The organism is Rhodopseudomonas palustris, from assembly GCF_003591005.1.
Lineage (GTDB): Bacteria > Pseudomonadota > Alphaproteobacteria > Rhizobiales > Xanthobacteraceae > Rhodopseudomonas > Rhodopseudomonas palustris_K.
In genome coordinates, this window is the sequence record NZ_QYYD01000006.1 from 63,082 (window position 1) to 82,397 (window position 19,316).

The window sequence follows — 19,316 nt, forward strand, 5'->3', positions numbered from 1 at the left end:
GGCTTGCCGACCGAATGCTTGCTGCCGCCGATGCTGCAGATCTCGACACCGGACCGCGGACTGGGAAGTCCGCGACCGAGCGGATGTGCGCGGTCACGCGGCAGGTGCGGCCGACGTCCGAGCTGATCCGGTTCGTGGTCGCGCCCACCGGCGAGGTGGTGGCGGACCTGAAACGAAAATTGCCGGGCCGTGGGCTGTGGGTCACCGCGACCCGAGCGATGGTCGAGCAGGCGGTCCGCCGCCGGGTATTCGCCAAGGGATTCAAGCGCGACGTCAAGGTCTCGCCGACGCTGGCGCAGGATCTCGACCGGCTGCTCGCGCAGTCGGTCTGCGACGCGCTGGCGATTGCCGCCAAGGCTCGCCAGGTGGTGTCGGGCTTCGGCAAGGTGGAATCCGCGCTGAAGAGCGGCGAAGCGGTCGCGATGCTGCACGCCGCCGACGGCGCCGCCGATGGAATCCGCAAGCTCGGCGCGGTTTCTCGTCAATTCGACGAGGGGGAGCCCGGTTCGCGGAAATTTCCCGTCCTCAACGTGCTCACGTCCGAAGAATTGGATTTGGCATTGGGGCGGTCAAATGTGATACATGCTGCCCTGCTTGCGGGCCCGGCCGGACGAACATTCCTGTCGCGCTGCCAGATTCTGGTCCGATACCGGCTGGCGGATGACGGCGATGCCGATGCGGCCATTGCGGGTGCAGCTCTTGCGGGTATGGATCTTGCGGGAACGCTGATCAACAGGCCGAAAGACGCTGCTGACCACGCCGCTGACGAACAAGCTGCTGACGAAGTTCGTGCGAACGCGCACGACGTTGAAGGATTGGGACGACTGAATGGTTGATACGAAAACTCCTGGCGACAAGACTCTGACGATGCCCACCAAGACCTTGACGCTGAAGCCGCGCGTCGAGCAGGGCGTCGTGCGCCAGAGCTTCAGCCACGGCCGTAGCAAGCAGGTGGTGGTCGAAAAGCGCGGCAAGCGACGCATCGGCGACGGCTCGCCCGAGCCGGCCGCGCCGGAAGTCGCCAAGAAGCCCGCTCCCGTCACGCCGACGCCGCAGCCCTCCGCGCCGCGCCAGCAGCCGCGTCCGTCGCCGCAGCAGCAGGCGCGTAGCGGCATGGTTCTGCGCACCCTGACCGAGGACGAGCGCAGCGCTCGCGCCACCGCGCTGGCCGACGCGCGCGTCCGCGAGGTCGAGGAGCGCAAGCAGGCCGAGATCGAGGCCGCGCGCCGCGCCGAGCAGGAGAAGATCGACAAGGCCGAGCGCGAGGCTGCCGAAGCCCGCCGCAAGGCCGAGGAAGAGCGTCACCGCCAGGAAGAAGAAACCAAGCGCAAGGCCGAAACCGAGGCCAAGAAGCGCTTCGGCGACGCCGAGCCAGCCCGCAAGCCGGCCGACGCCCGTCCTGCCGCGACCACCACCAGCGCCACCGCGCGCCCCGGCACCACGACCGCGCGCACGCCGGCCGCCCCGGGACGTCCGCCCGGCGTTGCCGCCGAGGCCGGCGACGACGACGAGGCGCCGCGGATGATCCGCCGCCCCGGCGGTCCGGCGCGTCCGGCGCCGCCGCCGAAGCAGCCGGCCGCCAAGCCCGGCGCGTCGAAGCAGCGCGGCCGCCTTACGGTCGTCACCGCGCTCAATGCCGACGACGTCCGCGAGCGTTCGATCGCTTCGTTCCGCCGCCGCACCCAGCGCCTCAAGGGGCACGCCTCGAACGAGCCGAAAGAAAAGCTGGTGCGTGAAGTCATCGTCCCCGAAGCCATCTCCATTCAGGAGCTCGCCAACCGCATGTCGGAGCGGGCGGTGGACGTCATCCGCATGCTGATGAAGCAAGGCGCGATGCACAAGATCAACGACGTCATCGACGCCGACACCGCGCAGCTGATCGCCGAAGAGCTCGGCCACACCGTCAAGCGCGTCGCCGCGTCGGACGTTGAGGAAGGCCTGTTCGACGTCGTCGACAATTCCACCGACACCGAGCCGCGTTCGCCGGTGGTGACCGTGATGGGCCACGTCGACCACGGCAAGACCTCGCTGCTCGACGCGCTGCGCCACGCCAACGTGGTGTCGGGCGAAGCCGGCGGTATCACCCAGCACATCGGTGCGTATCAGGTGACCTCGCCGGAGACCGGCACCAAGATCACCTTCATCGACACCCCCGGCCACGCCGCGTTCACCGCGATGCGCGCCCGCGGCGCCAAGGTCACCGACATCGTCATCCTGGTGGTGGCGGCCGACGACGGCGTGATGCCGCAGACCATCGAGGCGATCAATCACGCCAAGGCGGCCGGCGTGCCGATCATCGTGGCGATCAACAAGATCGACAAGCCGGACGCGCGTCCCGAGCGGGTCCGCACCGAACTGCTGCAGCACAACGTGCAGGTCGAATCGATGGGCGGCGACGTCGTCGACGTCGAAGTCTCGGCCAAGAACAAGACCAATCTCGACAAGCTGCTCGAGATGATCGCGCTGCAGGCCGAACTGCTCGACCTCAAGACCAACACCACCCGCCCGGCCGAGGGCACCGTGATCGAAGCCAAGCTCGATCGCGGCCGCGGTCCGGTGGCCACCGTGCTGGTCCAGCGCGGCACGCTGAAGGTCGGCGACATCATCGTGGCCGGCGCCGAGATGGGCCGCGTCCGCGCGCTGATCTCGGATATCGGCGAAACCGTGCAGGAAGCCGGCCCGTCTGTGCCGGTCGAGGTGCTCGGCTTCAACGGTCCGCCGGAAGCCGGCGATCGTCTCGCGGTGGTCGAGAACGAAGCCCGCGCCCGCGAGGTCACCTCCTATCGCGCCCATCAGAAGCGTGAGAAGGCGGCGTCCGCGGTCGGCATGCGCGGCTCGCTCGAGCAGATGATGAGCCAGCTCAAGACTTCAGGCCGCAAGGACTTCCCGCTGATCGTCAAGGCGGACGTCCAGGGTTCGCTCGAAGCCATCCTCGGCTCGCTGGAGAAGCTCGGCACCGACGAAGTCGCCGCGCGCATCCTGCACGCCGGCGTCGGCGGCATCAGCGAAAGCGACGTCACGCTGGCCGAAGGTTTCAACGCCGTCATCCTCGGCTTCTCGGTGCGCGCCAACAAGGAGGCCGCTGCGGCCGCCAAGCGCAACGGCATCGAGATCCGCTACTACAACATCATCTACGACCTGGTGGATGATATTAAGAAGGCGATGAGCGGCCTGCTCGCGCCGACGCTGCGCGAGACCATGCTGGGCAACGCCCAGATCCTGGAGATCTTCAACATCTCCAAGGTCGGCAAGGTCGCGGGTTGCCGCGTCACCGACGGCACCGTCGAGCGCGGCGCCAATGTCCGCCTGATCCGCGACAACGTCGTGGTGCACGAAGGCAAGCTGTCGACTCTCAAGCGCTTCAAGGACGAAGTGAAGGAAGTCCAGGCCGGCCAGGAATGCGGCATGGCGTTCGAGAACTACACCGACATGCGTGCCGGTGACGTGATCGAGTGCTACCGCGTCGAAACCATCCAGCGCTCGCTGTAAGTCCGATTCTTACAGCCGAGACGCTCGATTGAACTGAGACGTCATGGCCGGGCTGAAGCGCGAAGCGCGTCTTCGCGATTAGAGCCCGGCCATCCACGTCTTGCTTTGCCCCATCGAAGACGTGGATGCCCGCGACAAGCGCGGGCATGACGATAGTTTTGAGAGAGCATCATGCCTCGCCATCAGCAGAAAAATTCCCCGTCCGGCGGGTCGACGCGGTCGTTGCGTGTCGGCGAACTGGTGCGCCATGCCGCGGCCGAGATTTTCAGCCAGGGTGGCGTGCATGATCCGGTGCTGGAGACGCATCTGATTACGGTGCCGGAAGTCCGGATGTCGCCGGATCTGAAGCTCGCGACGATCTACGTGATGCCGCTCGGCGGCCGCGACGAGAAGCTGGTGCTGGACGCGCTCGAGCACCACAAGAAATTTCTGCGCGGCGAGATCGCCCGGCGCGTGAGCCTGAAATACGCCCCCGATATCCGCTTCCGCATCGACGAACGTTTCGCCGAGGCCGAGCGGATCGACAAACTTCTGCGCACACCCGCGGTGCAGAAAGACCTCGAACCCGATCCGGACCAGGACTGATGACCGTAACCACCTCCGCCGCGGCGCTCGCTCCGCATGACCTGCAGCACGGCACCGAACCCGCGCTGAGCGCCGCCGAGGCCCGCAAGCCGCGCGACAACAATGATCCGCGCAACCAGGCGCGCGGCAAGGACGGCAACAAGCAGCCGCGCCGCGACAAGCGCGACGTCCACGGCTGGGTGGTGCTCGACAAGCCGGTCGGCATGACCTCGACCCACGCGGTCGCGGTGGTGAAACGGCTGTTCTCGGCCAAGCGCGCCGGTCATGCCGGCACGCTCGACCCGCTCGCCTCCGGCGGGCTGCCGATCGCGATGGGCGAGGCCACCAAGACGGTGCCGTTCGTAATGGACGGCCGCAAGCGCTATCGCTTCACCGTGGCCTGGGGCGAAGAACGCGACACCGACGATACCGAAGGCCGCGCCGTCGCCACCAGCGCCGAGCGGCCGACCGCAGAAGCCGTGATGGCGCTGCTGCCGCGCTTCACCGGGGTGATCGAGCAGATCCCGCCGCAATATTCGGCGGTCAAGATCCAGGGCGAGCGCGCCTACGATCTGGCGCGCGACGGCGAAGTCGTGCAGCTGGCCCCGCGGCCCGTCGAGATTCACGAATTAACCCTGGTGGATCATCAGGATAGCGGCCATTCGGTGTTCGAGGCCGAATGCGGCAAGGGAACCTATGTGCGGGCGCTGGCGCGCGACATGGGCCGGCTGCTCGACTGCTACGGCCATATCTGCGCGCTGCGCCGGACGCTGTGCGGCCCGTTCGACGAGGCCGACATGATTCCGCTGGAACAGTTGCAGGCTTTGTGCGATAGAGCGGCGTCCGGCGAGGGTAGCCTCGCCGACGCGCTTTTGCCCGTTGAGACCGCGCTGGACGACATCCCGGCACTGGCCGTCACACGGGCTGATGCGGCAAGGCTCCACCGGGGCCAGGCCGTTTTTTTGCGCGGACGGGATGCGCCCAATTGCAGCGGCACAGTCTATGTCACGGTGGCAGGCCGGCTTCTGGCCCTCGCCGAGCTCGGCAACGGCGAACTCATCCCCAAGCGTGTGTTCAACCTCTCGGGACTGACCGCCAGTCCCGTCGCCAAAGAAAGTAATTGACGATGTCGATTGCCGCAGACCGCAAAGCGGAAGTCATCAAGACCAATGCCGTCAAGGCCGGTGATACCGGTTCGCCCGAGGTCCAGATCGCGATCCTGTCGGAACGCATCGCCAACCTCACCGCGCATTTCAAGACCCACACCAAGGACAACCACTCGCGTCGCGGGCTGTTGAAGCTGGTGTCGACGCGCCGTTCGCTTCTCGACTACGTCAAGAAGAAGGACGAGGCGCGCTACAAGGCGCTGCTCGAAAAGCACGGCATCCGTCGCTGATCGATCGCGTCCGCCGGCTGCGGCCTGGACGCGGTGCGCCGCTTCCAATTCGCCGCGCCGGCCGAACGACCACACGGGTGTGAACGAATTCGCCCGTGTGTTTCGCTCAGCCGCATCCGGTGGCTGGGCCGTCAACGGGCCCAAGGCCCGCTCCGCGAGGTCGGCGACCAAGGGTGGTCGCGATCCCGCACCCGGGAGGACCGAGCGCCATTCCCACCTTAAGACCATGGCAGGATCGCCGGACGCTGTGCAGGCTTCGCCGCCAGCGTCCCGCCATCTTGGCATGGTCTTTTGGTATCTGGCGTCCGGTCGTCTCGGCATCCGTATGAAAGAAGGATCCGATGTTCAATCAGCACTCCGTGGAAATCGATTGGGGTGGACGCCCCCTCAAGCTTGAAACCGGCAAGATCGCCCGCCAGGCCGACGGCGCCGTCGTCGCCACCTATGGCGAGACCGTCGTGCTCGCCACCGTGGTGGCCGCCAAGTCGCCGCGCGAAGGCGTCGACTTCCTGCCGCTGACCGTCGACTATCAGGAAAAGACCTACGCGGCCGGCCGCATCCCGGGCGGTTACTTCAAGCGCGAAGGCCGTCCGACCGAGAAGGAGACGCTGGTCTCCCGCCTGATCGACCGCCCGATCCGTCCGCTGTTCGCCGACGGCTGGCGCAACGAGACCCAGGTGATCGTCACCGTGCTGTCGCACGACATGGAGAACGATCCCGACATCGTCTCGCTGGTCGCCGCCTCCGCCGCGCTGACGCTGTCCGGCGCGCCGTTCAAGGGCCCGATCGGCGCCGCCCGCGTCGGCTTCATCAACGATGAGTACGTGCTCAACCCGGTGCTCGACGAGATGCCCGAGACCCAGCTCGAGCTGGTCGTCGCCGGCACCGCCGACGCGGTGCTGATGGTCGAATCCGAAGCCAAGGAGCTGTCGGAAGAAGTCATGCTCGGCGCCGTGATGTTCGGCCACCGCCACTTCCAGCCGGTGATCGACGCGATCATCGAGCTCGCCGAAAAGGCCGCCAAGGAGCCGCGCGAACTCAACGTCGTCGACGATTCGGCGATCGAGAAGGAAATGCTCGGCCTGGTCGAGCAGGAGCTGCGCGCCGCCTACGCCATTCCGGTCAAGCAGGATCGCTACGCCGCAGTCGGCAAGGTCAAGGAGAAGGCGATCGCGCACTTCTTCCCGGAAGGCCAGGAGCCGAAATACGACAAGCTGCGCATCGCCGGCGTGTTCAAGGAGCTCGAGGCCAAGATCGTTCGCTGGAACATCCTCGACACCGGCAAGCGCATCGACGGCCGTGATAGCAAGACCGTCCGCAGCATCGTGGCGCAGGCCGGCGTGCTGCCGCGCACCCACGGTTCGGCGCTGTTCACCCGCGGCGAGACCCAGGCGCTGGTCGTGACCACGCTCGGCACCGGCGAAGACGAGCAGTATGTCGACTCGCTGTCGGGAACGTACAAAGAGACGTTCCTGCTGCACTACAACTTCCCTCCCTACTCGGTCGGTGAGACCGGCCGCCTCGGTGGTACCAAGCGCCGCGAGATCGGCCACGGCAAGCTGGCGTGGCGTGCGATCCACCCGGTGCTGCCGCCGCATCACGAGTTCCCCTACACCATTCGCGTCGTCTCCGAGATCACCGAGTCGAACGGCTCGTCCTCGATGGCGTCGGTGTGCGGCGCCTCGCTGGCGCTGATGGATGCGGGCGTGCCGCTGAAGCGGCCGACCGCGGGCATCGCGATGGGCCTGATCCTGGAAGGCGAGCGCTTTGCCGTGCTGAGCGACATCCTCGGCGACGAGGACCACCTCGGCGACATGGACTTCAAGGTCGCCGGCACCGAGCAGGGAATTACTTCGCTGCAGATGGACATCAAGATCGCCGGCATCACCGAAGAGATCATGAAGGTGGCGCTCGGCCAGGCCAAGGACGGCCGCATCCACATCCTGGGTGAGATGTCCAAGGCGCTCGACCGCGCCCGCGCCGAGCTCGGCGAACACGCGCCGCGCATCGAGACCTTCAAGATCCCGACCGACAAGATCCGCGAAGTGATCGGCACCGGCGGCAAGGTGATCCGCGAGATCGTCGAGAAGACCGGCGCCAAGGTCAACATCGAGGACGACGGCACCGTCAAGGTCGCCTCGTCGGATGGCGAGTCGATCAAGGCTGCGATCAAGTGGATCAAGTCGATCGCCTCCGATCCGGAGATCGGCGAGATCTACGAAGGCACCGTCGTCAAGGTGATGGAGTTCGGCGCCTTCGTGAACTTCTTCGGCGCCAAGGACGGTCTGGTGCACATCAGCCAGCTCGCTGCCGGCCGCGTGCAGAAGACCTCCGACGTCGTCAAGGAAGGCGACAAGGTCAAGGTCAAGCTTCTCGGCTTCGACGACCGCGGCAAGACCCGGCTGTCGATGAAGGTGGTCGATCAGACCACCGGCGAAGACCTCGAGGCCAAGCAGAAGGCCGAAGGCGAAGCCCCGGCCCCGGCGGCCGGCGCGTAAGCTGCCGCCCGCACGGGCATTCGGCTCAATCATCGATCAGGGGCGGCCGCATCGGCCGCCCCTTTTTGATGCAGCAACCGCTGGTTCGTGTCCCGGCAGCCACGCCAACTGCCCGTTGATCTGCACGGCTTGGTGAACGGGGCAGTCAGGCCTTGCGACGCATATGCCGCACCCTGATACTCTCGGCATCCTCGAGAGACCGTCCTGATGCGCCGTTGGATTGGACAGCTCGCCGCGATCGTCCTGATACTCGCGCCGAACGGCGCATTGGCGCAGCGGGCTGTGCTGGTCGGCGAGAATGACGCGATCGTCAACACCGATCGCGACTACACATCCGGCTTCCGGCTCTCCATCGTGTTCGACGATTTCAACCGCGACCTGCTCGCCGGTCAGATGTTCGGCGCGGTGCGTCCGGCCCTGCTGACGTTCGGCGCGCCGGGCGGCGCCGTACGACAGCAGTTCGAATGGATCGCGCTGGCACAGAACATCTACACCCCGGACCGCGACACCCGCGGCACCTATGTGCCGGGCGTCGACCGCCCGTTCGGTGGCTGGCTCTACACCGGCTTCAGCATCGCGCAGGAAACGGCGCGCAGGCAGCTCGATTCGTTCGAGCTGCAGGTCGGTGCGGTCGGCGGCAACGCGTCGCTGGGCCAGGCGGTGCAGTCGAGCTTTCACCGCATGCTCGGTCAGTCGACGCCGGTGATCAACGGCTACGAACTACGCAACGAGCCGGGCATCGCAGTGTCGTGGGAGCGGCGCTGGAAGTTCGCGACCGATTTCGGCCAGGGTTTCGGCGCCGACATCATTCCGTCGCTCGGCTTCACCGGCGGCAATGTCTTCACCTATGGCGAGGCCGGCGCGATCGTCCGCGTCGGCCGCGCGCTGTCGACCAACTGGGGCCCGACGCTGGTTCGCCCCGGTGTGTCCGGCGCCAACTTCGTCAGTCCCGATCCGGCCGCACCGTTCTGGGGCTTCTCGTTGTTCGGCGGCGTCCAGGCGCGCGGGGTCGCGCGCAACATCTTCCTCGACGGCAGCACCTTCGCCGATAGCCCGCACGTCACGCGCGAGTCGTTCGTGTACGACCTCGTGGCAGGCGCGGAAGTGTTCAACCAGGCCGGCTTCCTCGCCTCACTGACCTGGATCCACCGCTCGCGCGAATACACCACACAGACGCGGGCCTATTCCGACTACGGCTCGGTCACGCTGGCCTATCATTTCTGAAGGCCTATTGGAAACTCGACCGCTTGACCGGCTGCGCTACTCCGTCGCGGCACACGGGCCCTAATTGACGAAACTGTGCATGAAACTGCGCGTAGTTCGTTCGGCCAGCAAACGGAGGAAACATGCCAGCCCTGTCTCGACGCCATCTGATGATGGCCGCTACCGGATTCGTTGCCGCCGCGGCCATGCCGCGCTACGCGTTCGCGCAAGCAGCGGCCGCGGCCGCTGGCCCTTTCCAGCTGCCGCCGCTGCCTTATCCGGCCGCCGCGCTCGAGCCGCATATCGATGCCAGGACGATGGAAACCCATCACGGCAAGCATCACCAGGCCTTCATCACCAATCTCAACACTTTCGCCAAGGACAATCCCAAGCTGGCCGAGATGCCCGTCCCTGACGTGCTGGCCAAGCTTGGCGACTTGCCTGACACGATTCGCACCGCCGTACGCAACAATCTCGGCGGTCACGCCAATCACACGATGTTCTGGGAAATCATGGGGCCGAACGGCGGCAAGCCGTCGGGAGAGGTTCTGGCCGCGATCGATCGCGATCTCGGCGGCATGGACAAGCTGCAGACCGACTTCAATGCCGCCGGTGGCCGTCAATTCGGATCGGGCTGGGTGTTCGTCACCGTCGCTCAGGACGGCAAGCTCGCGATCGAGACCAGACCGAACCAGGACAGCCCGCTGATGGACGGCAAGCGCGTTTTGCTCGGCAACGACGTGTGGGAGCACGCTTACTACCTGGCCTATCAGAACCGCCGCGCCGATTATCTCAAGGCGTGGTGGAATACGGTGAACTGGAGCAAGGTCGGCGAACGCTACGCCGCCGCCAAGGCCGGCACGCTCGGCGTCTGACACGCGACTGAGCGTCGTCATTGCGAGCAGCGAAGCGACGAAGCAATCCAGAAAGCTCCGGTTTGCGTCCTGTGGATTGCTTCGCTGCGCTCGCAATGACGAACGCCGCTGCTGATCTCTGCACTCGTCTTCAACCAGTCGCGCTCGCCACACGCAATCTTCACGCATCGCGTTGCTCCAGCTGCGGTTGCAGATTGCACTAAATACACGGCTGTTTCTTGCACGCGCCTGGTGCGCAAAACGAGTGTCGTCGCGAGGGTTGGGATTAGCGAACAATTAGATCGAATATACCACTATGCGAATAGCCCCGTAGAATTCCGATCAAATAAGCCGGCTTCGGGACGCACCCAGATGCTTATCCCGAGCAGAGGCACTTCAGATGTTTTCATTTCGGCGCAGCACGGCCGGCTTGTCGTCGTCGGCGATTCTCGAGGCGATCAATCGTTCGCAAGCGATGATCGAGTTCGATCTCGATGGCAATGTCATCACCGCCAACGACAACTTCCTCAATGTGCTTGGCTACAACCTCGATGAGATCAAGGGGAAGCATCACAGCCTGTTCGTCGATCCGGCCCAGAGCAGGAGCGCCGGCTATGCGGAGTTCTGGGCCGATCTGAAAGCCGGACGATTCCGGGCGGGTGAATTCAAACGCATGGCCAAGGGCGGAGGCGAGGTCTGGATCCAGGCGTCGTATAACCCGGTGCTCGACAAGGACGGCAAGACGCTCGGCGTCGTCAAGTTCGCCGCCAACATCACCGACGCCAAGCTGCGCAGCCTCGCCGACGCCGGCAAGCTCCAGGCGATCGGCCGCGCTCAGGCGGTGATCGAGTTCGCCATGGACGGCACCATCCTCGACGCCAACCAGAACTTCCTCGACGCGCTGGGCTACACGCTTGGCGAGATCAAGGGCAAGCACCATAGCCTGTTCGTCGAGCCCGCGGATCGCGACAGCACGGCCTATCGCGAGTTCTGGGCCACGCTGAACCGCGGCGATTATCTGGCGGCCGAATACAAGCGGATCGGCAAAGGCGGCCGCGAGGTGTGGATCCTCGCCTCCTACAATCCGATCCTCGACGACAACGGCAAGCCGGTCCGGGTGGTGAAGTTCGCCACCGACGTCACGCAGCAGAAGCTCGCCACTGCGGATCTGGCCGGTCAGATCGCCGCGATCGGCAAGTCGCAGGCGGTGATCGAGTTCGGCATGGACGGCACCATCCTCAGCGCCAACGACAATTTCCTGCACACGCTCGGCTACGGGCTGAACGAGATCAAGGGTCGTGATCACAGCATGTTCGTCGATCCGCACGAGCGCGACGGCGCCGAGTATAGGACGTTCTGGGATGCGCTGCGGCGCGGCGAATACCAGGCGGCCGAATACAAGCGGATCGGCAAGGGTGGCAAGGAGGTTTGGATCCAGGCGTCCTACAATCCGATCCTCGACCTCAACGGCCGCCCCTTCAAGGTGGTGAAATACGCCACCGACGTCACCCGGCAGGTGCTGATCCGGATGGGCAATGAGCGTGTTCGCGCCATGATGGATTCGGTTGCGGCCGGTGCCGAGGAGCTCAACGCTTCGGTGCGGGAGATCTCCGAAGCGATGACGAAGTCACGGCAGACCGCCGCCAGCGCGGTCGGCGAAGTCGACGCCGCCGACGGCCAGGCCAACCGCCTCAACGACGCCGCGCAGGCGATGAGCGGCATCGTCGAACTGATCGGCCACATCACCGGGCAGATCAATCTGCTGGCGCTCAACGCGACCATCGAATCGGCGCGTGCCGGCGAGGCGGGGCGCGGGTTTGCGGTGGTGGCGGCCGAGGTGAAGAACCTCGCCAATCAGGCCAAGCAGGCGACCGACAAGATCGGCGCCGAGATCGAGAACCTCAACAATATCTCGGGCGACGTCGTCACCGCGCTCGGCAAAATCAAGACCGCGATCCAGAACGTCAGCGAATACGTCACCTCGACCGCCGCAGCCGTCGAGGAGCAGAGCACGGTCACCGGTGAAATGTCGCACAGCATGCAACGCGCCGCCAACGAAGCCGCCTCCATCGCGGGGCGCTGAGCAACCTCGCCGTTAAGTAGCCGACCTCTCCGCGAGTCATTCCGGGGCGCTCGCAAAGCGAGCGAACCCGGAATCTCGACGGCTACGTTGGCACACCCCGAATTCCGTCACGGCCGGGCTTGTCCCGGCCATCCACGCCTTTTCTGAATTGCCGTCAGCAAGGCGTAGATGCCCGGCACAAGGCCGGGAATGACGCGAGGATAGGAAAGTGCCTGATTCTTAAGGTCGCATTTCCGGCTAGTCTCTGAGGAGCCCGGCTGAAGACTCGCTCCGTGGACTAATTACTTGAATGCCGTCATTGCGAGGAGCGAAGCGACGAAGCAATCCAGGCCCCGCGCTGGGCTTTGGATTGCTTCGCGGAGCCTGTGCTCGGACGGCGCGTAGCGCCGATCCGGGTGCTCGCAATGACGGAGTGCATCCAGGCGGCGCATGGTTCGAGACGGCGCTGCGCGCCTCCTCAGCATGAGGTTGTACTTGTGGCGGCGCCACGTTCGCCGCTCCGATTCTATCGCAACAGGACTACGCAGCTGCGGTGGCCGGCTTGCCGACGCCCTGCTGCACCACTTCGCCCAACACGTCGAAATCGTGCCGCCGCGGGGAGGTCTTGCGGAACACCAGGCCGATGCTGCGACCAGGCTGCGGCCGCCGCAGCCGCAGGAATTTGACGCGGTTGTCGCGGCGCTCGACGTCGGCGGCGATCTGCGGGATCAGCGTCACGCCGTAGCCGCCGGCGACCATCTGGATCACCGTGGTCAGGCTGGAGGCGCCGAACGTCGCGGTGCCGGCGCCGCCCATATTGACGGCGCGGTTGCGCGCGGTGGCGCAGAACGCCAACGCCTGGTCGCGCAGGCAGTGGCCGTCTTCGAGCAGGATCAGCCGCGACTGGTCGATCTCGTCGACCGCCACCGTGGCGGTTTCCGGCCGCGGATCGTCGGCCGGCACGGCGAGCAGGAATTCATCGTCGAACAGCGCGATGGTTTCGAGATCGCGGATGCCGACCGGCAGCGCCAGCAGCGCAGCGTCGAGTGCGCCGCTGCCGACCTCGGCGACCAGTTGCCGGGTCTGGCTCTCGCGCAGCTCCAGCCGCAGCTCCGGATAGCGCTGCTGCAGCAACGGCAGCACTTTGGGCAGCAGATACGGGGCCAGCGACGGGATCACGCCGAGCGTCAGCCGGCCGGTCAGCGGCTGGGCGCGGTGCCGCGCGAAATCCACCAGGTCGCGCGCGCCGCTCAGCAGTTCTTCGCCGCGGCGGGCGATTTCCCTACCAATTTCGGTCAGAAACACCTCGCTGGGCCGACGTTCGACGACCTTGACGCCGAGCGTGCGCTCCAGTTCGGCGATCTGCATCGACAGGGCCGGCTGGGTCACCGCGCAGGCATCCGCGGCGCGGCCGAAATGACCGTGACGCGCAAGCGCGGAGAGATAGCGGAGCTGCCGGAGCGTCACCATGCACGATCAGATAATCTGATCGGTATTGAAAATCAATTCGACTGGACCTGATCGTAGAACTGCTCCAGTCTGCGCCTGCCGGATCCGCGATGCGCGGACACAACCGGCCCAATAACCGCATCACCCCAAGACGAGATGCCGCGGACAGTCCCCCGGGTTCGTGGCGTTCTCGCCAGACAATGCAGCTGTCATCAAACGTTCGAACGACGCGAACACACTGACAGGCGACGACGGAGAGAATTCATGGACGCAAAGACCGACGACAAGGGCAAATGCCCGTTCCCGCATGGCGGCGGCGGTGGCCCCCGCGGCAACAAGAATTCGCAGTGGTGGCCGGAGATGCTCGACCTCAGCATGCTCCACCGCAACTCGTCGCTGTCGGACCCGATGAGCAAGGGCTTCGACTACAAGAAGGAATTCGAGAGCCTCGATCTCGACGCGGTGATCAAGGATCTGCACGCGCTGATGACCGACTCGCAGGAGTGGTGGCCAGCTGATTTCGGGCACTACGGTGGCCTGTTCGTCCGCATGGCCTGGCACTCGGCAGGCACCTATCGCACCACCGACGGCCGCGGCGGCGGCGGCGCCGGCCAGCAGCGCTTTGCGCCGCTGAATTCGTGGCCGGACAACGCCAACCTCGACAAGGCCCGCCGGCTGCTGTGGCCGATCAAGCAGAAGTACGGCAACAAGCTGTCCTGGGCCGACCTGTTCATCCTCACCGGCAACGTCGCGCTGGAATCGATGGGCTTCAAGACCTTCGGCTTTGCGGGCGGCCGCGACGATGTCTGGGAGCCGGAAGAGCTGTTCTGGGGTCCGGAAGGCACCTGGCTCGGTGACGAGCGCTATTCGGGCGAGCGTCAGCTGTCCGACCCGCTCGGCGCCGTGCAGATGGGCCTGATCTACGTCAACCCGGAAGGCCCGAACGGCAACCCCGACCCGGTCGCCGCCGCCAAGGACATCCGCGAGACCTTTGCCCGCATGGCGATGAACGACGAGGAAACCGTCGCGCTGATCGCCGGCGGCCACACTTTCGGCAAGACCCACGGCGCGGGTGACCCGTCGTTCCTCGGCGCCGAACCGGAAGGCGGCGCGATCGAGGACCAGGGCCTCGGCTGGAAAAGCACCCACGGCACCGGCTTCGGCGCCGACACCATCACGGGCGGCCCGGAAGTGATCTGGTCGCAGACCCCAACGAAGTGGAGCAACCACTTCTTCGAAAACCTGTTCGGCTTCGAATGGGAGCTCGACAAGAGCCCGGCCGGCGCCAAGCAGTGGAAGGCCAAGGGCGCCGAGGCGAACGTGCCGGATCCGTTCGATCCGAACAAGAAGCGCGTGCCGACGATGCTGACGACCGACCTGTCGCTGCGCTTCGACCCGGCCTACGAGAAGATTTCGCGCCGCTTCCTGGAGAATCCGGATCAGTTCGCCGACGCCTTCGCCCGCGCCTGGTTCAAGCTGACCCATCGCGACATGGGCCCGAAGGTCCGCTATCGCGGCAAGCTGGTGCCGAAGGAAGATCTGATCTGGCAGGATCCGATCCCGGCCGTCGACCACGAGCTGGTCAGCGACAAGGACATCGCGGACCTCAAGGCCAAGATCCTCGGGTCCGGCCTGTCGATCTCGCAGCTGGTGTCGACCGCCTGGGCTTCGGCCTCGACCTATCGGCACTCCGACAAGCGCGGCGGCGCCAATGGCGGTCGCATCCGCCTCGCGCCGCAGAAGGACTGGGAGGTGAACCAGCCGGATGATCTCGCCCAGGTACTGAGCAAGCTCGAAGCGATCCAGAGCGAGTTCAACGGCGCGCAAAAGGACGGCAAGAAGGTCTCGCTCGCCGACCTGATCGTGCTGGCCGGTTCGGCCGCGGTCGAGAAGGCCGCCAAGGACGCCGGCGTCACGGTCGAGGTGCCGTTCACCCCGGGCCGGATGGATGCCTCGGCCGAGCAGACCGACGCCGAATCCTTCAAGGTGCTCGAACCGCGCCAGGACGGCTTCCGCAACTACATCAACGCGGCCAAGCATCAGTTCATGAAGCCGGAGGAAGCGCTGGTGGACCGTGCGGCGCTGCTCAACCTCACCGCGCCGGAAATGACGGTGCTGCTCGGCGGGCTGCGCGTGCTCGGCGGCAATGTCGGCCACACCACCCACGGTGTGTTCACCGACCGGCCGGAGAAGCTCACCAACGACTTCTTCGTCAACCTCTTGGACATGAAGACGGTGTGGTCGCCCTCGGCCACCACCGAAGGCGTATACGAAGGTCGCGACCGCAAGACCGGCGAACTGCGCTGGACCGGCACCCGCGTCGACCTGATCTTCGGCTCGCACTCGCAGCTGCGCGCGCTCGCCGAAGTCTACGGCCAGTTCGACGTCAAGGAGAAGTTCGCCAAGGACTTCGCCGCCGCCTGGACCAAGGTGATGAACGCCGACCGGTTCGAAGTCGTGCCGAAGAAGGCCGCGGCGTAAGGATCACACGAAGATACGCAGCAACTAACAAAGGGCGGCCTCCGGGCCGCCCTTTGTATGTTTGTCAAAGGTTGCGAAGTCGCTTGTTCGTATCTGACGCTGCGGCGCGCGTCGCCCTCACCCCAACCCTCTCCCGCAAGCGGGAGAGGGAGTCCGGCAGCGGTCGGGGAGAAGGCTCGTGTGGCTCGTTAGCTCATAAGATCAATGCGCCGCCCCCAGCCGCAGCGCGCCCCCTCTCCCGCTTGCGGGAGAGGGTTGGGGTGAGGGCGCCCCAACCACGGCATCGGCGTTCGGCGAACCTCAATGCGCAGGCGTTTGTTACTTGTCGGCATCCGCCTTCAGCGCATCCGGCTTCGGCATCAGCACGATGTTGTAGCCGGAATCGACGTAGTGGGTTTCGCCGGTGACGCCGCCGGAGAGGTCGGACAGCAAGTACAAAGCCGAGCCGCCGAGCTCGTCCAGCGTGACGCCGCGGCCGAGCGGGGAGTGTTTTTCCATAAAGCCGAACATCGCGCGGGAATCGCCGATGCCGGAGCCGGCCAGCGTCCGCACCGGGCCTGCCGAGACCGCGTTGACGCGGATGCGCTTGGGGCCGAGATCGCAGGCGAGGTAGCGCACGCTGGCCTCAAGCGCCGCTTTCGCAAGACCCATCACGTTGTAGTTCGGCATCGCGCGTTCAGACGCGCCGAAGGTCAGCGTGATCATCGCGCCGCCGTCCGGCATCAGCGCCGCCGCGCGCTTGGCGACCTCGGTGAACGAGAAGCAGGAGATCACCATGGTGCGCGAGAAATTCGCGCGGCTGGTGTCGATGTACTCGCCGCGCAACTCGTTCTTGTCGGAGAAGCCGATCGCGTGGATCACGAAGTCGAGCTTGCCCCACTTGTCTTTCAGCGTCTCGAACACCGCGTCGACGCTGGCCACGTCCTCGACGTCGCAGGGAAGGACCAGGTCGGAGTTCAGCGACTGCGCCAGCGGCTTGACGCGGCGCGCCAGAGCGTCGCCCTGATAGGTGAAGGCGAGTTCGGCGCCGTGCGCGTGCAGCGTCCTGGCCATGCCCCAGGCGATCGAATGGTCGTTGGCGACGCCCATGATCAGCCCGCGCTTGCCCTGCATCAGTCCCTGCATTGTGGTGGCTCCCCTGTCCGTCATGCCCGAGCCCGTGCCGGGCACCAATGGCCGCGGCTGATCCGTGCTCTCAAACGTGGATGGCCGGGACAAGCCCGGCCATGACGATTGTCTAATTACTTCGATTGTCCGGCATGACCGCGCCGGGCACCGGCGCTCACGCCTCCAGCCGCTTGAACACCAGCGTCGCGTTGGTGCCGCCGAAGCCGAACGAGTTCGACAACACGGCGCCGATCTTGGCGTTGTCGATGCGCTTGCGCACGATCGGCATGTCGGCGAAGGCCGGGTCGAGCTCGGTGATGTGGGCGCTCTCGCAGATGAAGCCGTTCTGCATCATCAGCAGCGAGTAGATCGCCTCCTGCACGCCGGTGGCGCCGAGCGAGTGGCCGGTCAGCGCCTTGGTGGCGGAGATCGGCGGGCACTTGTCCTCGTTGCCGAACACCTTGCGGATTGCGGTGATCTCCGGCGCGTCGCCGGCCGGCGTCGAGGTGGCGTGCGGGTTGATGTAGTCGATCTTGATGCCGCCGGTGGTCGCCAGCGCCATCTGCATGCAGCGCTCTGCACCCTCACCGGACGGCGCCACCATGTCGTAGCCGTCGGACGTCGCGCCGTAGCCGACGATCTCGCCATAGATCTTGGCGCCGCGCGCCTTGGCGTGCTCGAGTTCTTCCAGCACCAGCACACCGGCGCCGCCCGCGATCACGAAGCCGTCGCGGTTGACATCATAGGGCCGCGACGCGGTGGCGGGCGTGTCGTTGTACTTCGAGCTCATCGCCCCCATCGCGTCGAACAGCACCGACAGCGACCAGTCGAGTTCCTCGCAGCCGCCGGCGAACACGATGTCCTGCTTGCCCCACTGGATCAGCTCGTAGCCATTGCCGATGCAATGGTTGGAGGTCGCGCAGGCCGACGAGATCGAATAGTTGACGCCCTTGATCTTGAACCAGGTCGCGAGCGTCGCCGATGCCGTCGAGCTCATCGCCTTCGGCACCGCGAACGGGCCGACGCGCTTCGGGCCCTTGCTGCGGGTGATGTCGGCGGCCTCGACGATGGTGCGGGCAGACGGCCCGCCCGAGCCCATCACGATGCCGGTGCGCGGATTGGAGATGTCGCTCTCCTCCAGGCCGGAATCGGCCAGCGCCTGTTCCATCGCCACATGATTCCACGCCGCGCCTTCACCGAGAAAGCGCATCGCGCGGCGGTCGACGACGTCGGCCGGATTGAGCGACGGGGCGCCCTGCACCTGGGAGCGGAAACCAAGCTCCGCATGCTTCTCGGCGCGCGAGATGCCGGACTTGGCATCATGCAGGCTCGCCAGCACTTCCTGGGAGTTGTTTCCGATCGACGAGACGATCCCCATCCCGGTGACAACAACGCGTCTCATATGGTCGCCTCGTTCATTTCATGGTCGTTCGCGGTGATGGCACGGCTTTGTGGCCGGCGCATGCGTTAACCGCCAACCGGCTGAGCCGTTTGCTTGAACAGACCAACTTTCAGATCCTTCGCCCGGTAGATGATCTCGTCGTCGGCCGAGAGCCACCCATCTGCGATACCAAGCCACAGCTTGGATCGCATCACCCGCTTGATATCGACATTGTAGACGACTTTGCGCACCGGCGGCAGCACCTGGCCGGTGAACTTTAGTTCCCCGAGGCCGAGCGCGCGGCCGGGACCCTCGCCGCCGACCCAGCCGAGGAAGAACCCGACCATCTGCCACATCGCGTCGAGGCCGAGGCAGCCCGGCATCACCGGGTCGTTCTTGAAGTGGCAGCCGAAGAACCACAGCTCCGGGTTGACGTCGAGTTCAGCGCGAACCAGGCCCTTGCCGAATTCGCCGCCGTCCTCGGTGATGGTGGTGATGCGGTCGAACATCAGCATCGGCGGCAGCGGCAGCTGGGCGTTGCCGGGGCCGAACAATTCGCCGCGGCCGCAGGCCAGCAGGTCTTCGTACTCGTAGCTGGAACGACGATCCTGCATGCGGCTTTGCCTTTTTGAGTCTTGCGGATGTCCGAAATCGACCGACGGTGTCGCTGCACTGTCGGCGCTCGCCTGTTCCTTATGCAACGGGCGAATGCGCGGGTCTCTAACATAGGCATTGCACCCGGCAAAGCGGCACCTCCGTATTCCTCCCTAAGTAAAACGTCCGAATGGTTCTAGATGCGAAGCGCTTGCACCCCCTTGGAATGCTTCCTATA

General features: G+C 65.6%; 14 protein-coding genes. 10 read left to right on the plus strand and 4 right to left on the minus strand.

Annotated features, from left to right (window positions below):
- Positions 1 to 14 precede the first annotated feature (14 nt).
- The 9 genes from D4Q52_RS07495 to D4Q52_RS07535 all read left to right on the plus strand — a co-directional run bounded on the left by D4Q52_RS07495 (position 15) and on the right by D4Q52_RS07535 (position 12,087).
- Positions 15 to 836, plus strand: a complete 822-nt coding sequence (locus tag D4Q52_RS07495) for an RNA-binding protein (RefSeq protein ID WP_119855929.1) — start codon at positions 15 to 17, stop codon at positions 834 to 836.
- Positions 829 to 3,489, plus strand: a complete 2,661-nt coding sequence (gene infB / locus D4Q52_RS07500; protein WP_119855930.1) for a translation initiation factor IF-2 — start codon at positions 829 to 831, stop codon at positions 3,487 to 3,489. The genes D4Q52_RS07495 and infB overlap by 8 nt, the downstream gene beginning before the upstream one ends.
- A 171-nt stretch (positions 3,490 to 3,660) precedes the next feature.
- On the plus strand, positions 3,661 to 4,074 hold the full coding sequence (gene rbfA / locus D4Q52_RS07505; protein WP_119855931.1) for a 30S ribosome-binding factor RbfA: 414 nt from the start codon (positions 3,661 to 3,663) through the stop codon (positions 4,072 to 4,074).
- Positions 4,074 to 5,177 carry a tRNA pseudouridine(55) synthase TruB gene (gene truB, locus D4Q52_RS07510; protein WP_119855932.1) on the plus strand — a complete coding sequence of 368 codons (1,104 nt, stop codon included), beginning with the start codon at positions 4,074 to 4,076 and terminating at the stop codon, positions 5,175 to 5,177. The genes rbfA and truB overlap by 1 nt, the downstream gene beginning before the upstream one ends.
- 2 nt (positions 5,178 to 5,179) lie before the next feature.
- The gene (gene rpsO, locus D4Q52_RS07515) at positions 5,180 to 5,449 is read left to right on the plus strand and encodes a 30S ribosomal protein S15 (protein ID WP_119855933.1); all 270 of its coding nucleotides are present in this window, start codon (positions 5,180 to 5,182) and stop codon (positions 5,447 to 5,449) included.
- Between the two features lie 341 nt (positions 5,450 to 5,790).
- Positions 5,791 to 7,947 carry a polyribonucleotide nucleotidyltransferase gene (gene pnp / locus D4Q52_RS07520; protein ID WP_119855934.1) on the plus strand — a complete coding sequence of 719 codons (2,157 nt, stop codon included), beginning with the start codon at positions 5,791 to 5,793 and terminating at the stop codon, positions 7,945 to 7,947.
- 207 nt (positions 7,948 to 8,154) lie between these two features.
- Positions 8,155 to 9,171, plus strand: coding sequence for a lipid A deacylase LpxR family protein (locus tag D4Q52_RS07525; RefSeq protein WP_119855935.1), 1,017 nt, complete (start codon positions 8,155 to 8,157; stop codon positions 9,169 to 9,171).
- Positions 9,172 to 9,293: 122 nt separating this feature from the next.
- Positions 9,294 to 10,025 (plus strand): superoxide dismutase, encoded by a 732-nt coding sequence (locus tag D4Q52_RS07530; RefSeq protein WP_119855936.1) that lies wholly within the window; start codon positions 9,294 to 9,296, stop codon positions 10,023 to 10,025.
- Between the two features lie 379 nt (positions 10,026 to 10,404).
- A complete protein-coding gene (locus D4Q52_RS07535; protein WP_119855937.1) occupies positions 10,405 to 12,087 on the plus strand; it encodes a methyl-accepting chemotaxis protein in 1,683 nt (560 codons plus the stop codon).
- A 519-nt stretch (positions 12,088 to 12,606) separates the two neighbouring features.
- Here the strand turns inward: D4Q52_RS07535 and D4Q52_RS07540 are convergent.
- The gene (locus D4Q52_RS07540; RefSeq protein ID WP_119855938.1) at positions 12,607 to 13,536 is read right to left on the minus strand and encodes a LysR substrate-binding domain-containing protein; all 930 of its coding nucleotides are present in this window, start codon (positions 13,534 to 13,536) and stop codon (positions 12,607 to 12,609) included.
- A 243-nt stretch (positions 13,537 to 13,779) separates the two neighbouring features.
- Here D4Q52_RS07540 and katG point away from each other — a divergent pair, with 243 nt between their 5' ends.
- On the plus strand, positions 13,780 to 15,996 hold the full coding sequence (katG, locus tag D4Q52_RS07545) for a catalase/peroxidase HPI (protein ID WP_119855939.1): 2,217 nt from the start codon (positions 13,780 to 13,782) through the stop codon (positions 15,994 to 15,996).
- Between the two features lie 318 nt (positions 15,997 to 16,314).
- Here the strand turns inward: katG and fabI are convergent, their stop codons facing one another.
- The 3 genes from fabI to fabA all read right to left on the minus strand — a co-directional run bounded on the left by fabI (position 16,315) and on the right by fabA (position 19,098).
- Entirely contained in the window at positions 16,315 to 17,121 is an 807-nt protein-coding gene (gene fabI / locus D4Q52_RS07550) for an enoyl-ACP reductase FabI (protein ID WP_119855940.1), read from the minus strand.
- Positions 17,122 to 17,278: 157 nt separating this feature from the next.
- Positions 17,279 to 18,505 (minus strand): beta-ketoacyl-ACP synthase I, encoded by a 1,227-nt coding sequence (gene fabB / locus D4Q52_RS07555; protein WP_119855941.1) that lies wholly within the window; start codon positions 18,503 to 18,505, stop codon positions 17,279 to 17,281.
- Between the two features lie 65 nt (positions 18,506 to 18,570).
- Positions 18,571 to 19,098, minus strand: coding sequence for a bifunctional 3-hydroxydecanoyl-ACP dehydratase/trans-2-decenoyl-ACP isomerase (fabA, locus tag D4Q52_RS07560; RefSeq protein ID WP_119855942.1), 528 nt, complete (start codon positions 19,096 to 19,098; stop codon positions 18,571 to 18,573).
- Between the last annotated feature and the right edge of the window lie 218 nt (positions 19,099 to 19,316).

Coding starts and splice junctions, on each gene's coding strand:
- rbfA (WP_119855931.1), top strand. CDS start 3,661: ATGCCTCGCCATCAGCAGAAAAATTCCCCGTCCGGCGGGTCGACGCGG.
- fabB (WP_119855941.1), bottom strand. CDS start 18,505: ATGAGACGCGTTGTTGTCACCGGGATGGGGATCGTCTCGTCGATCGGA.
- D4Q52_RS07535 (WP_119855937.1), top strand. CDS start 10,405: ATGTTTTCATTTCGGCGCAGCACGGCCGGCTTGTCGTCGTCGGCGATT.
- D4Q52_RS07495 (WP_119855929.1), top strand. CDS start 15: ATGCTTGCTGCCGCCGATGCTGCAGATCTCGACACCGGACCGCGGACT.
- rpsO (WP_119855933.1), top strand. CDS start 5,180: ATGTCGATTGCCGCAGACCGCAAAGCGGAAGTCATCAAGACCAATGCC.
- D4Q52_RS07530 (WP_119855936.1), top strand. CDS start 9,294: ATGCCAGCCCTGTCTCGACGCCATCTGATGATGGCCGCTACCGGATTC.
- pnp (WP_119855934.1), top strand. CDS start 5,791: ATGTTCAATCAGCACTCCGTGGAAATCGATTGGGGTGGACGCCCCCTC.
- truB (WP_119855932.1), top strand. CDS start 4,074: ATGACCGTAACCACCTCCGCCGCGGCGCTCGCTCCGCATGACCTGCAG.
- fabA (WP_119855942.1), bottom strand. CDS start 19,098: ATGCAGGATCGTCGTTCCAGCTACGAGTACGAAGACCTGCTGGCCTGC.
- D4Q52_RS07525 (WP_119855935.1), top strand. CDS start 8,155: ATGCGCCGTTGGATTGGACAGCTCGCCGCGATCGTCCTGATACTCGCG.
- infB (WP_119855930.1), top strand. CDS start 829: ATGGTTGATACGAAAACTCCTGGCGACAAGACTCTGACGATGCCCACC.
- D4Q52_RS07540 (WP_119855938.1), bottom strand. CDS start 13,536: ATGGTGACGCTCCGGCAGCTCCGCTATCTCTCCGCGCTTGCGCGTCAC.
- katG (WP_119855939.1), top strand. CDS start 13,780: ATGGACGCAAAGACCGACGACAAGGGCAAATGCCCGTTCCCGCATGGC.
- fabI (WP_119855940.1), bottom strand. CDS start 17,121: ATGCAGGGACTGATGCAGGGCAAGCGCGGGCTGATCATGGGCGTCGCC.